At 59.8% G+C, this 13581-nt stretch carries 10 protein-coding genes and 1 pseudogene; 2 read left to right on the forward strand and 9 right to left on the reverse strand.

Annotated features, from left to right (window positions below; translation table 11 throughout):
* Position 1: 1 nt before the first annotated feature.
* Genes B9G49_RS01115 through B9G49_RS01130 form a run of 4 tightly spaced genes read right to left on the reverse strand, consistent with a single transcriptional unit; the run spans position 2 to position 3295 of the window.
* Positions 2-832, reverse strand: coding sequence for a hypothetical protein (locus B9G49_RS01115; RefSeq protein WP_086215076.1), 831 nt, complete (start codon positions 830-832; stop codon positions 2-4).
* Positions 829-2562, reverse strand: a complete 1734-nt coding sequence (locus B9G49_RS01120; RefSeq protein ID WP_198943785.1) for a hypothetical protein — start codon at positions 2560-2562, stop codon at positions 829-831. Before B9G49_RS01120 ends, B9G49_RS01115 begins: the two co-directional genes overlap by 4 nt.
* Positions 2563-2590: 28 nt before the next feature.
* Positions 2591-3010 carry a hypothetical protein gene (locus B9G49_RS01125; RefSeq protein ID WP_086215077.1) on the reverse strand — a complete coding sequence of 140 codons (420 nt, stop codon included), beginning with the start codon at positions 3008-3010 and terminating at the stop codon, positions 2591-2593.
* 6 nt (positions 3011-3016) lie between these two features.
* Positions 3017-3295, reverse strand: a complete 279-nt coding sequence (locus B9G49_RS01130) for a hypothetical protein (RefSeq protein WP_086215078.1) — start codon at positions 3293-3295, stop codon at positions 3017-3019.
* A gap of 106 nt (positions 3296-3401) precedes the next feature.
* Between B9G49_RS01130 and B9G49_RS17285 the strand changes: the two are divergent.
* Positions 3402-3910 (forward strand): annotated as a pseudogene (locus B9G49_RS17285) (hypothetical protein); the annotation flags it as partial.
* On the opposite strand, the gene B9G49_RS01140 reads toward B9G49_RS17285, so the two are convergent.
* The 5 genes from B9G49_RS01140 to B9G49_RS01155 all read right to left on the reverse strand — a co-directional run bounded on the left by B9G49_RS01140 (position 3909) and on the right by B9G49_RS01155 (position 12324).
* Positions 3909-6236, reverse strand: a complete 2328-nt coding sequence (locus B9G49_RS01140; RefSeq protein ID WP_086215079.1) for a copper-translocating P-type ATPase — start codon at positions 6234-6236, stop codon at positions 3909-3911. The pseudogene B9G49_RS17285 and the gene B9G49_RS01140 sit on opposite strands and share 2 nt — an antisense overlap.
* Positions 6237-6363: 127 nt before the next feature.
* On the reverse strand, positions 6364-6561 hold the full coding sequence (locus B9G49_RS01145) for a heavy-metal-associated domain-containing protein (protein ID WP_086215080.1): 198 nt from the start codon (positions 6559-6561) through the stop codon (positions 6364-6366).
* A gap of 127 nt (positions 6562-6688) precedes the next feature.
* Complete coding sequence (locus tag B9G49_RS17290) at positions 6689-6865, reverse strand: formate--tetrahydrofolate ligase (protein ID WP_143414658.1); 177 nt, start codon at positions 6863-6865, stop codon at positions 6689-6691.
* 9 nt (positions 6866-6874) lie between these two features.
* On the reverse strand, positions 6875-9736 hold the full coding sequence (locus tag B9G49_RS01150; RefSeq protein ID WP_086215081.1) for an exodeoxyribonuclease V subunit beta: 2862 nt from the start codon (positions 9734-9736) through the stop codon (positions 6875-6877).
* Positions 9733-12324, reverse strand: a complete 2592-nt coding sequence (locus B9G49_RS01155) for a PD-(D/E)XK nuclease family protein (protein ID WP_086215082.1) — start codon at positions 12322-12324, stop codon at positions 9733-9735. The genes B9G49_RS01150 and B9G49_RS01155 overlap by 4 nt, the downstream gene beginning before the upstream one ends.
* A 190-nt stretch (positions 12325-12514) precedes the next feature.
* On the opposite strand from B9G49_RS01155, the gene B9G49_RS01160 reads away from it, so the two are divergent.
* Positions 12515-13567: a hypothetical protein gene (locus B9G49_RS01160; protein WP_086215083.1), complete on the forward strand. Its 1053-nt coding sequence runs from the start codon at positions 12515-12517 to the stop codon at positions 13565-13567.
* Positions 13568-13581 lie beyond the last annotated feature (14 nt).

The following is a 13581-nucleotide window of genomic DNA, read 5'->3' on the forward strand; positions in this document are numbered from 1 at the left end:
GTTAGGCCTCCGTGATTGAAACCTCGCAGTCAATCATCTCCGTGGATCCGGAGTACTGTACATCGAAGTATTTCGATACCTGGTCGCCGCCAACCTGGGTTCGGACTGTGACGGTGAACTGGCCGCTGTTCCCGTCCGGGGAGCATCCCATTCCCTCCTCAGATTCGGAACCAAACGGGAACGAACTACTGAATAGGTCGGCAGTTTCCCCCGGCGAGATCACCACCTGCTCGGTTTCATACATCCCGCTACCTCGGGGATCTTCGACGGGGTTTGGAACATCACCGGAGAAAATCAACTCAACAACCGCTTCTGGTCCGCTTCCGGTGTTTTCGACGGTGACGTACGCTTCCCCGTTCTTTAGCCGATCCGTCTCGGTATCTCCGTAGACTTCGTCCCACGGCTTCTCTGGGTTATTCCGGTAAAGACCGACTTCTTGAATTCCAATTTCCGGCTGAATCACTGAGGAACTCTCAGCTAGCGTTTCCTCACCGCTGAGGGCAACGGCAGTATACTCTCCAGGGTCGTAGGAAGTTCCGATCTCGAAGGAGACTTGTTGTGACCCAGCAGCGGTTTCTCGCTGACCGAACAGCTCCCCATTCGGCTGGACGAGGTTGATCTGATCGACTCCCTCCTCTGAGGAGTATTCAACGACGAGTTCTGTCCCCTCTACAGTGATTTTCTGGATAATTCCTCCTTCATCAGACGGTGTGGAGTTTCTGCCACCCGGGGAATCGCCGTTGTTGAGGCATCCGGCCACACTCACGACAGCAGCGCCGGCAACTGTTCGGAGAGCGGTCCGTCTACTGAGGTGGGGATTGTCCTGAGTCATGGTTTTTGTCCGAAGATGTCTTCTGGGCCGAGCATCCGCAGGAGGCGCTTACCAGCGTAGAACATCACGAAGAACGGCAGGAGCTGCCAGCCGACCTCGAACACCAGCGCAAACCAGCCGTCGATCGTCCCGAGTGGGTGCCAGCGGGCCGTCGCGGTATCACTCACGTACGCCGGGTCGTGCCCGAGCCACGAGCCAGGGTGGTACCGAGCCGTGTAGATGCCCGGTTCGTCGATGGTCACGATCGCCACCCCCGAGGCGTTGGTCTCGACGCGCTGATCCGCGACCGTGATGTACCCGTTTCGGCTGGTGCCGCCGATTGGATACTGACGGCTATCGTCGAGCGCAATCGGCGCACCAGTTTGATTGTCCCGGAGTTCGACCCTAAGCGTCGCTTGCGACTGATTCTGTTGGATGATCTCGACAGTGAGATTGCTGCGGCGGAGCTGCCGCTCGGAGCCGGCATCCGGCTCGACGATTGACGCATTCACGCCCCGGACGATTCCCGCAACATGGAGCGCCTCTCGATCGACGTTCTCAGCTCGAACGGCGACGCCGTACGTCGTCGTGTACGACTGGTTGACGATGTCGATATTGATGTTCTCACCGATAGTCCCGACTGGCGACGAGCGGTCAGTCCCCCAGGTCTCGATGAGTTCCGGCCCGTCTCGAACCGGCTCGGCACGCGGCCCGATCCGCGAGGGATAGGCGTGGACATACACCGGAATCGCGTCCGACTGAACGGTCGCACTAGCAGTCCGATTCGACCGAACGAGCGTGTCCCAGTTTGTGTCCCGAGCGGTGTAGAACCGCCAGATGCCACGGACCCGTGTCTCACCGTCCTCCGTGAGCGTGTACCCCTGCCACGGCCGCGACTGGAAGATGGCCACGCCGGCGTTGCCGTTCGGATACTCGGCGTAGTACGGGTACGCCGAGAGATCGTAGATCTCGACGGCGATCGAATCGGAGACGTTGCGTGATTCCGTCCGATAGGTGACGTCGACGTCCGTCCGGCCACCCAGATCGGTCCTGACGGTTTTCTTCAGCCTGACGCTAATCTCCGCTTCCAGCGTGAGATTTGCACTCCAGTCGTCCTCGATCTGGTAGTCGAGGGCAGGCGTATGAGCCCCATCACGCTCGGCGATGGTCTCGCCGTCCTTCTTCAACCGGACTTCTTCGATCCCGTGCTCCGTAAGCGACCACGAGCTAGTCGTGTTGCCGGAGGAGCTCCCGTTGGGCACGCGAACGCGGTAATCAACGAACCCGCGCATCGTCCCATTCGGCGCGATGTAGAGTGGAGTTGCACCGGACTCGAGATGTCCACGAGTAGACGGCTGGACCGCGAAGATCGTTGCGTGAGCATCTTCGATGAAGACGCCATCCTCGAGGGCCGCGTGTGGCGGATGTACGGACGTATCTGGGCCGCCGGCGTCGAGATCATCCAAGTCGTTCCGCGTCCACGTCGCCGCAGTCGCCGGCGGTCGTTTGAACGTGATGTCCGTCCCGTTCGCGACCTGATGGATAGCGGAGCGATTCTCGCCGTAGCGCTGGCGGTACTCCTCTTGCGTGATGTAGTTGTCCGCATCACGGGACCACAGCGTTGCCGACTCGTTCTCCGTGAGACCGTTCTCCTCTGTACCCGGTCGCGGCGGGTCAGCGGCAACGATACCCGTGACTAGGCTCGTCGCGAGCAAGCCGGCCATGAGCACGGAGAGCTCTCGGTGGGACATCGGGCTCACGACGGGGACTGCAGGGTGGTTACCAGGGGACGAGATCGACGCACTGCGCCAGTGGAAGGCCCATCATGGACCCGGCGACCGTATAGAGGGGGCCGAGCACGACGAGGACAACCGTGGACTTCATCGCGGAGCGCTTGTGTCGCTTGAGCCCCTTCTTCTGCTCGGGATCGAGGGTGAACATCTCGATGAGGGAGTCAGCCTGCCAGACGATGGCGAGGCCGACGATCCCCAGCGCCGTGGTCAGCTGGAAGAACCCCTCAATCATCCCTGGAAGGTTGTCCGCACTACAGACAGCGTTGTCCTGGGCGGCAACTGGCTCGACGGCGAACAGGCCAAGGAAGACGATTGTGAGCGCGGCCTGTCGGGGAATCTTCCCTGTCAGTGATGACTCGGTGTCGGTGCGACGCTTAGCGTCGGAGGGAGTCTTGTCCTGTGACATAGCGGGTCAATCATCAGTGGCGTCGCCAGCCGGCGACTGGTTCTGCTGCTCGTCGATGAGCGACTGGGGATCGTCGAATCGGTTCGTGCCCTCTGTGATCTCTTCGAGCGTGTAGCCCTGCTCGCGGGCCCGTTCGAGGCGGTCGCGGAGGTCGTCAGAGTCGACGCCGCGTACGCCCATCTCCTTGCGGAGGGCGCCGCGATAGAAGGCGGAGGCGTTGCTGTGGTCGTTCCACATCAGATCCAGGTCATCGATCTCCTCGCTGGTGACTGACCTCGTGATCATACATGCAGGTATGGGTAGGCTGAGTCCCGGTGCATATTGGCGCGGTAGCTGGATGATACCTAAATACTTTCTGTCTATAGACTAGCAAAAGTTTGTTGAGTTAATTATTCACGTATCCTGGGGAGCACCACTCCCGAACGTCGCTGGAGAAGTGATGTCGAATTTGATTCTTCGACATTCCCTCCCGAATGCGAATCATCGAACTGGCATCGCGATGCTGCAGTTCTGTATTGAGAGTGTGGACCCGGGTTCTGAGATGCCACGAACACGCGTCGACGACGATACCTGGCGAGAGTGGGTCGATCCCTACATCGTCGACTCCAAGCGGCTCATCACGGTCCGCCGGAACAACCTCCGTTTCAAGCAACTCGAAGACTTGGACGTCGACGTCGTCGAACGGAAAGACGGATTCAAATCCGATTAGCCGAGTTCGAGCTGGATATGCACTGGCGAGAAGCCCTGTCGAAGTACGCTGAGCAGCACGAATCCCACAGTACGGACTTCGCGCAGGCAGTTCTCGAACGAGCAGAACGGGACGATCTGCTCGACCGTCAAGGACCAACGAAACAAGAGTTCATTACGTATCTGGAAGACGGACTCGTCGAACGAGACTTCAGTCTGCAGGTTGTGCATCAGTCGGTGGTGTCCCGCCTGGAAGCTCGGGGATGGACAGATCCACGCGACGAAGCAGCTGGGCGTTGATGGCGACGATGACCGTGCTCAGCGACATCAGGAGGGCCCCCACGGCGGGGGACAGCAGAATCCCGATCGGTGCCAACACGCCTGCTGCAAGCGGAATCGCGAAGACGTTGTAGCCGGCCGCCCAGACGATGTTCTCCTGCATCTTCCGGTAACTCGCCTTGCTGAGTTTCACGAGCCGAACCACGTCCATCGGGTTGTTCTGAACGAGGATGACGTCGGCCGACTGGACCGCAACGTCGGTCCCGCTCCCGATAGCGATGCCGACGTCGGCCCGCGTCAGCGCCGGCGCGTCGTTCACGCCGTCGCCGACCATCCCCACGAGCTTCCCCTGATCCTGGAGTTCCTGCACTTTCTCGTCCTTATCTTCAGGGAGGACCTCCGCGAACACCGTGTCGATGCCCAGCTCGCCGGCGACAGCGTCGGCGACGTCCTGGGAGTCGCCAGTCAGCATCGCTACCTCGATGCCCAGATCGTGGAGGGCGTCGACGACGCGGAAACTCTCCTCGCGGATCACATCGGCCATTGCGAATGCAGCGATCAGCTCTCCTTCGCGGCTCGCGGCTTCGCCGCTCGCTCCGTCCGAGGGCTCGCCCTCACGAACGAGATACACCACTGTCTGGGCGTTCTCGCCGGCCTCGTCAGCGAAGCGCTGGAGATGGTCGGGGATCTCGCTATCGAGTTGGGTCAACAGGTTCGGCCCGCCGACGTACACCTCGTTTCCGTCGACGTTCGCGCGAACTCCTCGGCCTTTGATCGCCTCGAAGGCGGTCGCGTCAGGAGTAGTTACGTCGCGCTCGTCGGCGGCCTCGCGGATCGCTCGCGCGATCATGTGTTCGGAGTCGCTCTCGACGGCCGCCGCCAGCGCGAGCGCGTCATCCTCGTCGACGCCGTCGACGGTCGCCATGTCGACGACACCGTGCTCGCCTTCGGTGAGCGTCCCCGTCTTGTCGAAGATGATCGCGTCCAGATTCCGTGCGTCCTCCATCGCGATCCGGTCGCGAACGAGCATCCCGTTCCGAGCGGCGAGCGACGTGTTGATCGCGACGACCAGCGGGATAGCGAGCCCGAGGGCGTGCGGGCAGGCGATGACGAGCACCGTCACGACGCGCTCGATGACGGTCGCATCGAACGACACCGCGACCGTCCACGCGATTGCGGTCACGACTGCCGCTCCGAGGGCCACGTAGAACAGCCACCCGGCCGCTCTGTCAGCCAGTACCTGCGTCTTGGATTTGCTCTGCTGGGCCTCATCGACGAGACGCATGATGCCCGCGAGCGTCGTCTCCTCGCCTGTCGCACCGACGCGGACACGGAGGCTGCCGTCGCCGTTGATGGTGCCGCCGATGACCTCGTCGCCGGGTTCCTTCGAGACCGGTTTCGACTCGCCCGTAATCATTGACTCGTTGACGTCCGAATCACCCTCCTCGACAATCCCGTCAGCAGGGACACTCGCGCCCGGTCGGACGAGTACGAGGTCCCCCTCGGAGAGTTCACTGACAGGGACCTCCTCGGTCTCTCCATCGTCAGTGATGCGCTCGGCGGTGTCCGGCATCAGCTTCGCCAGTTCGTCGACCGCGCTTGAGGCCCGGCGTACGGACCGCATCTCGATCCAGTGCCCCAGCAGCATGATGTCGATCAGCGTGACGAGCTCCCAGAAGAACGCCGACTGCGTCGGGAAGACCACGCTGGCGAGGCTGTAGACGAACGCGACGGTGATCGCCATCGAGATCAACGTCATCATCCCCGCCGACCGGTCTTTCAGCTCCGGCACCGCCATCTGGAGGAACGGGACCCCACCGTACGCGAAGACGATGACGGCGAAGACAGGGTTGATCCATTCGCTACCCGGGAACGTGGGGGCGGAGAAGCCGAGCCACTCCTGCAGCATTTCGCTGTACAGGAGGACGGGAATCGACAGGACCGTGGAGACGAAGAAGCGCTGCCGGAACATCTGCTCGTGGCCCTCGTGCATCCCGCCATGGCCCTCGCCGTGACCCTTGTGGGAACCGTGGCCGTGTCCTTCTCCCTTGTGGTGAGCGTGCTCGTGCTGCTCCTGGAGCGCCGTCTCACTCTCCGCAGCAGGGTGAGTCTCTTCCTCCAGTAGCTCCTGTTCTACCCGTTGTTCGTCAGCCTCGGCAGCCGCTTCATCGTGCTCGCCGTGGTCGTGCTGGTGACTGTTGTCGTCCTGCTGGTGTTCCCCTTCCGGGGAATCCTCATTTGTGCTTTTGTGGTCGTCCATAGATCATATTCTCTTTACAGGTGGATCCGGCGGCTTCCTGAATCTTCGCCCCTGAAACGGTACAGCAGGACCAGTGTCGGCAAGCTTCAAAGGCAACGGTTGGCCGTTGAAGTGGTCCGTGCTTTCCTCAGGCGTGAGCGGTATACCCTGCGTCTTCGACGGCCTCCACGAGAGCCGTAACATCCGCCTTACCATCGACGCTCGCCTGTTCGCTCTCTCTGTTGACGGTTACGTCAGTCACGTCGGAGACTCCTTGGAGCGCCTCCTTGACGGTTTGTTCACAGTGACCGCACGACATCCCTTCTACGGTGATGGTTGTCGTCATACAAGAAGACATACGTCCCCCTCTCTTTAGCGGGTTTCCCCTTCGATCACACTGGTCTCCCGGGGGTCAAACTCCGGATTCAAAGGGTCGGTACCGTACAATCACTGTGTACGGCGAGTAGAAGTCGCTACTCGACTGGGGCCGAATACTCAGGGGTTTGGGGCATACAGGGCGTAAAGGACAACATCCCGGTTGCGGTGACGAGTGCTGCGACGAACCCCGCTTCGGTGACGAGGTAGTCGCCGAGCCGGAGGCCGAGTTCATCCGCCAGGATGGAGTTCGTCCCCGCAAAATATCTGGACACAGGAGAAGCTCAATTTCTGTGGGTTAGAACCAGTTCTCGAAGCTCCGCTTTACTAAGAGGGGAAATCTCGCTCCGGTTGCCATCGTCAGTGTAGAAGATGGACGCAGTAACCGAGCGCTCAGGATATTGGTCAGCGACGACGTGGTAGTAGATACTGAGCTGTTTCTGGTATTCAGTCTCAGCATGGGTTGTAAGGTCAGTTTTGTAGTCGATGATCTCGACACGGTCAGACGTAATATGGAGCAAGTCGATGATACCGCCGATCGTCACCTCCTCGCCGTCGACAGTAAGTGGGAGGAACGCATCGATCTCGGCTGTCGTCTCACCGTCGAGTGAATCGATCAACGCCTTCACGTTCTTCTTGTCAGGGTTATCGCCGGTTTCGACTGCCTCACCGAGAACATACCGCTCCGCAAACTCGTGGACGTCTGACCCAAATTCAACCCCCCTGCCACCAGTATTCCCTTCGAAGACGGCGTCATCGATGAAGGTGTGCGGTGAGTAGCTTGCCGATCCATCAGACTCCGGAACGTCGACCGTGTACGGCGAATGCTCGCCGTCTTCCGGGTCGAACGCAGACAGGTCGGGATCGGCATCGTCGACATCCACGGGAAGCGCATCAAGGAACGAGTTCGGGTCAGTACCGCCAGTCAAGACGAGATGGCTCTCAGCGCGCGTGACAGCTACATAGAGGAGCCGACGTTCCTCGTCGTAGTTCTGCGGGAGCGTCCACCGGAGCACATCGGCACGCCAGTTGTCGTAGATGTGCGGGACGCCGTGGGCTTCCTCGTCGTAGTGCTTTCGCTGACGGACCCCAACCGGGTCCTCGTAGATGATGTTGCTGCTCCCGCCACCGGTGGACGGGAACTTGTTGGCGTTCATGTTCCCCAGAATGACGATGGGGTACTCGAGCCCCTTCGTAGCGTGAATCGTCTGGACTGTCACGGAATCGGTCCCGGCGCCGGTGTGTACTTCGTGCGTGCTACCGGCGTCGATCGCGTCTTCGATGAAGCCGATTAAGTCGCCACGGGTGAACGTCGTCGCTTCGAACACCGACTGAACGGTGTGGATGACGACGTCTGCGCTCGACCCTTCACAGCCGTACCGCTCGAACACGCGCCGGGCGACGCCTCCGAAGGTCTCGAACTCGCGGAGTTCTTCACGGAACGCGACCATGCTGTCGGGGTACGCTCCGGTCTTGAGGAGGTGGTCGACCTCGTCGATCGTGTAGCCGGCTTCCTCAAGCACGAGTACCCATCCGCGATCGGCGTCCCGTTCGAGGATCCGGAGCCACGCGAGGAGGAGTTTGGCGGCATCGGTCCGGAACACTTCGATGCCGCCCTCATAGGCGAGCGGGAGTCCGTACTCGCCTGCCGTATCGAGTAGTTCGCGGCCGAAGTCACGCGTTCGCGTGAGCACGGCGATATCGCCGTAGGTCGGTGTGCGGAACTCGCCGTCTTCACCCTCAACGGCATAGGTGTCGTTGCCGACGATCTCGTCGATCTTCTCGAGGATCGCTTCGTGTTCCGCCGAACTCTGGAGCGCCTCAATGACGGTATTGTCGGCATCCGTCTCGGCAGTCAGGGATGTGATCGCGTCGTCGATGGCCTCAGTGTCGACGTCGTCGCTCCCCGTTGCGGGCGTCGTGAGTGCCTGCTCAGAGAAGTCGAGGATCGACTGGGTCGAACGGTAGTTCACGGCCAGTTCGAGCCTCGTGACCGGCGCCGTGGGGTAGGAGACGCGCTCGATATCGGCGTCGGCGTTCAGATCCGACGCGAAGTCGTCAAGGCGTGTCTCGAACTCCCGGATGTTGTCGACGTCGGCATACTGGAAGCTGTAGATGCTCTGTTTCCAGTCCCCGACGACACAGATGTTGTTCGTCCCGGCAAGCAGCAGCGTGAGTTTGAACTGAATCTCGCTCGTGTCCTGGAACTCGTCGACCATCACGTACTCGTAGTCGAGGCGGTCTCGGAGGTCGTGGTTCTCACAGAGCAGCACGAACGCGAACAGTTGAAGGAAGCTGAAGTTGAGGTAGTTCCGCCGCAGCGCGAAGGAGAGATAGCCGTGGTACAGGTCGTGGAGGAACGTCTTGAGGAACTCTCGGTCCTCCCCGAAGGCCTCCCGTGCGACGTCGTAGGGGACCTGCTTGGTCCCACGCTCCCCACGGAGTTCCCACTTTTCGGGGGCCTCGGGAAGGTACGTTTGGTCCTTCCCGTAGTCGTTGAGCTTCTTGCGCAGTTTGGACTGCTTGCTCCCCCCGTTGCGTGGTTGATTGGCTTCATGAAACAGTGTCTCGAAGGCGTGGAAGTCGCCGTCGAGATGGGCTTCGCCGTCACGGTACCATCCGTCCCCATCGGGGAACACGCCTTTCGCCGCGAGTTCCTTGATTACGTCGAGGAGCTCGTTCGTGTCCGAAATCGCTGCGAATATCGTGTCGTACTCGGGATGGGCGTCGATGAACTGGCCGATAAACTCTCGGAAGAGTGCCTCCTCAACGAGGTCATCCTCGACGATCCGAGTCGACCCCGTGATGCGATCGTCGACGTCCAGATACGTCGGCGCCGCATGCCCGTGTTCCTCGAGCAGGTCGTGAGCCAGCGAGTGGAACGTCTGGATGGGCGCGTCCGCCAACTCTCGAACGCTGTACTCGCTTTGGCTCACGATCCGTTCCCGCATCTCTGCGGCGGCGTTGTTGGTGAACGTCACCAGCAACACGTCCTCCGGGTCGACGCCGTCCTGATCGACGATGGACGCATACCGACGTGTGACGGTGAACGTCTTCCCGGTCCCAGCGCCGGCGTCGACGAGATACAGCCCGTCCGTGCTGTCGATGAGGCGTTGCTGGCTGTCGTTCGGGTCGAAATCGTTCATCGCTCGCCCTCCAGAAGCAGGTCGCGGTTGTCCACCCGCCGGTAGTTCGGTTCGCCCGCGAGTCCCTCGATCGGGAAGCGTTCCTCACCAGCATGCCGGCGGTTGAGCTCCGTGAGTCGCTCGTCGAGGAACGTCTCGAAGGCGTCGAGGTCGCCCCGGAAGTAGTTCTGGCCGTACGTCCTCGCGATCTCGCGCATGGCCTGTTCGCAGCCCGTGGTGACGTATTTATACTTGCCGACCACCCCCCGGAGGTCTACGATCATCTGCTGACCGAATGCCGAATCGATGATCTCGTCGTAATCAGCCGTCTCGGGGAGTGGCTCCGTCTCGAACAGGCTGGCGTAGGTCTCGTAGTCGATCTTGGAGAGGGTCTTTCGACAGTCCCCGGCGCCGTCTTCGCGGAGATACTCGAAGAACGACTCCGAGCGTACGTGGTCCGTGAGGGAGGTTGGGTAGTACGTTACCGTCGTCACGGCATCCTCGAGGTCGGCGTCCCCAGTGATCACGTCATCGACGGGGTCCAGGAAGTGGAAGAAGGTGAACGCCAGCTCCTGGTCGGGGTAGTTCGAGCGCCAGTAGGTGAGATACAGCAGCGCTTGGTAGTTCGGAGTGTCAGTCGGTTCCTCGATCGCGGAGTGTTTCACCACCTCACGAGCACTCTTTTGCGACCCACTTTTGAAGTCGAACAGTTCGTCCCGTGAGTGAACGAGGTCGATCTTCCCCTTCACCCCGAGGTCGTCGTCCTCGAACCACCGTTCGGTGACGGGGGAGTCGACGTCTTTGTCGAAGTGATCCGCGACGACGTTCGTCCCAGACCCACTTGCAGGGGTGAGGAACGCACCATCGATCGGCGGGTTCGACTCGAGGTACGAGACGATCGTCTCGAGCCCGATTCGATATTCGGTGCGCCGTGTCTCTTCGTCGACGGAGCGGACGAGTGGGCGCATCTCGTCGAGCATCAGGTCGACGACCGTCTCGATCACGGTATCGTCGACGAACGCGGGATGGTTGACGTAGAACTCGGCAAAGTCGTGGAAGAGGTTCCCTTCGGCGAAGTAGTCCTTCTGTGGGTTGTCGACTAGCTTGCTGAAGTAGTAGTCCCGGGGCGAATTGACGTACGTGTTCAGGCTTGACTGACTGACCGTCTCGACAGTGTCGGCCGTCGTGTCGACCGCCGACCGCTCGAACGCCGTCTGTGTCTCCGACTCGGTGGCCGATCGTGTGTGGCTGACCGACTCGAGATCACGGAACCGTTCGTACTCGGTGTCGAGCAGTTCCTTGAAGTAGAGACATGGTGTCACCGGGGAGCCCCCGGCAGAATCCTGCACGAGATAGTGGTGGCTGGATCCGCTCTGGAGGAGCAGCTGAAAGCCCTGAATGTTGCGCGTGTACTGGGCTTCCTTGTCCACCCAGGGACGACGCGGGGCGGAATGGGTCCAGTCCTCGTCGAGTCCGAGGAAGAACACCACGTCTCGGCCCACGTACGAAGCGGACTTTGCGTCAGCGAGGAGCACCCCCTCGTTTTCGCGGTCGACGGGGACGTCGTAGGACTGGAGGTAGAAGGCGAGTTGGTCGACCCCGCGCTCGGTAACCGGGTCGGTCGCGATGCCGAGCGTTTCGAGTTCCTCGTGAAACGCCTCGAGGTCACAGTTTGCGCGGGCTTCGAACGCCGAGAGTGTGTCCGCGAAGCTTCGCTGTTCGACCCCCTCACAGAACTCCGTGAGCCAGTCTATCTCGGGTGTCGAAAGCTCGTACAGGCGCTTCTCCTCGTGGGAGATATCGAGGTCGATGTCGAGCGTGGCGAGTAGTGGCCGGATCTCCGAGACGCGAGTATCGGTCCCGCGGTGGGCCGTCCGCAGCAACTGGAGGAAAGTCCGGTGTTCGTGGCTGTCGGCGAACCCCGGTCCGCCGAAAAACGGGACGTCGGCGGCTTCGAGTGCCGACTCGACCAGTGGGGAGAACTCGCTCGCTTGATCGAGCACGATGCCAACGTCCTCTGCGTTCTCCTCGGTGATAGCGTCGACCACGGCGTCGACGATCGCCGTCGGGGAGTCGAAGATGTGGAACGGGGGTCGCTCGAACGGCTCGTCGGTGAAGAGGTCGACTGCGTCGTACTCATCGGGGAGGAACGAGTGCTCGAGCGCCGTCAGCATCTCCGGGGCGACGACGGCGACCCGTTGATCCGCATCGATCTGTGTGGTCGTGAGTTCCATCGACGTCGTGTCGAGCTCGGCGATGCGGTCGACCGCATCTGTCGTCGCGTCGTCGACGTACGCGTCGTACTCGTGGATCGCGTCGTGGGTTCCCTGATGCTCCCAGCACTGGAGGATGTTCCCGATCGCGTAGGCAGCTCGTTTCCAAGAAACGTCGTCCTGCTCGACGAGTTCTAAGAACGCGAGTCGGTCCTCTGCCTTTTCGCGCCGGCCAGCCGCGAGTCGGCGTGGGGGTATGGCGAAGGGGCCGAGATGTGGCCGGTCAAGTTGGCGGTTCAGGGCGCTAGCGAGTGGTCCATCAGGCGTAATGACGAGGTCGTAGTCCGCGACGTCGTCGTAGAGTTGTTCAGGGGATTTCGCGCGGGGAAACGACACAGGGCTACGTGGTGTGGGGGTTCTGTTAAACCTTTGTCGTGGTTTTCCCGTCGTGTCTGTTCTTGCCTAGATAATTCTGGCATTAACAGAGTACATATGACATCGATGAATACCAACCTCATTTGGGAAGGAAACATATGTGTATGTGGACGAGAGAGTAGCCACTACTTATGTCGTGGTGGAGCATCTAATGAGGCAATACGATTCTCTTACCCCCGATTCTATCGAGTTCGTGGCCTCTGTGACCAAAATCAATAAATCACAGTTTAACTCCCTCATTGATCGGCTCGAAGAACACGGGCTTGTTGAAGACGTTCTGGGAAATCTCATGTTTTGCCCGTTAACTGCGGGTGAGTCAACGTCGGAGATCATCGAACGACTCGCCACAGACTATGATATCCACGTAGCCTGTGACTCCGGGGGATATGAGTCACAGATTAATAACAAGTACTCCATGCGGGATATCTATCAGTTCGATCGAAAGTACTATCTCGAAACTGATTGGCCCACTGAGTACGTTATGCCGGATCAGGTCCCATTAGAGACGGATGACGAGATGACGGTCGAACACAAGGTTCAAGATACTATTACGCTATCTCGGATGTTATATCGAGAGTTGCCACCGGAGAAACAGAAGCGGGCTGTGCCAGTTGTTCAAGGACATAAGCGAGAGCAGATAGTCAATTGCTTAGATGCATACCGACGTCTGGATAACGTACAGAAGATTGGGTTCGGTAGCTTCTCCACGGGTGGAGTAAATGGCGGTGTGAATTACTTGAACGAAGACAATATTGAACTTCTCCAGTTCGTGGTGAAGGAAGCGAAAAAGTACGGGCTAGATGTGCACGCATTCGGGATTGGTGGCCCAACTTCGATTCCGATTTTGTACGAGTGCGGGGTAGACACCTTTGACTCTACCGGTTGGATCCGGTCTGCAGGCTATGGCAATGTTTTCTTCCCGTTCAAGAGTCGGCTAAACATCACGCATCTTCGCGATCGGTCTGGTCCAGCGGTATTCCGGGAAGAGTTGAGTAACCTGAAGACGGAGACAAATCATTCATGCCCATTTTGTGAATCATTTGAGGATTTACAAGAGAATCGAGAGGATCGTGTTCTGCACAATCTGGTAGTAATGAGTGAAATGGCAGACGCTATCGGAGAGTATTCGACTGATGAACTACTGGATATAATGAATCCGCGCTCGCAGTATACAAAGTATTTGAAGAAGTTGACGGCAATCTGAATGCACGACAACAA

Origin of the sequence: Halorubrum sp. SD683 (assembly GCF_002135045.1) — an archaeon.
In the GTDB taxonomy this organism is placed as follows: Archaea; Halobacteriota; Halobacteria; order Halobacteriales; family Haloferacaceae; genus Halorubrum; species Halorubrum ezzemoulense.

Excerpts from the sequence above, each read along its gene's own strand:
- B9G49_RS01115 (WP_086215076.1), bottom strand. The coding sequence starts at position 832 with ATGACTCAGGACAATCCCCACCTCAGTAGACGGACCGCTCTCCGAACA.
- B9G49_RS01150 (WP_086215081.1), bottom strand. The coding sequence starts at position 9,736 with ATGAACGATTTCGACCCGAACGACAGCCAGCAACGCCTCATCGACAGC.
- B9G49_RS01130 (WP_086215078.1), bottom strand. The coding sequence starts at position 3,295 with ATGATCACGAGGTCAGTCACCAGCGAGGAGATCGATGACCTGGATCTG.
- B9G49_RS01145 (WP_086215080.1), bottom strand. The coding sequence starts at position 6,561 with ATGACGACAACCATCACCGTAGAAGGGATGTCGTGCGGTCACTGTGAA.
- B9G49_RS01125 (WP_086215077.1), bottom strand. The coding sequence starts at position 3,010 with ATGTCACAGGACAAGACTCCCTCCGACGCTAAGCGTCGCACCGACACC.
- B9G49_RS01140 (WP_086215079.1), bottom strand. The coding sequence starts at position 6,236 with ATGGACGACCACAAAAGCACAAATGAGGATTCCCCGGAAGGGGAACAC.
- B9G49_RS01160 (WP_086215083.1), top strand. The coding sequence starts at position 12,515 with ATGAGGCAATACGATTCTCTTACCCCCGATTCTATCGAGTTCGTGGCC.
- B9G49_RS01120 (WP_198943785.1), bottom strand. The coding sequence starts at position 2,562 with ATGTCCCACCGAGAGCTCTCCGTGCTCATGGCCGGCTTGCTCGCGACG.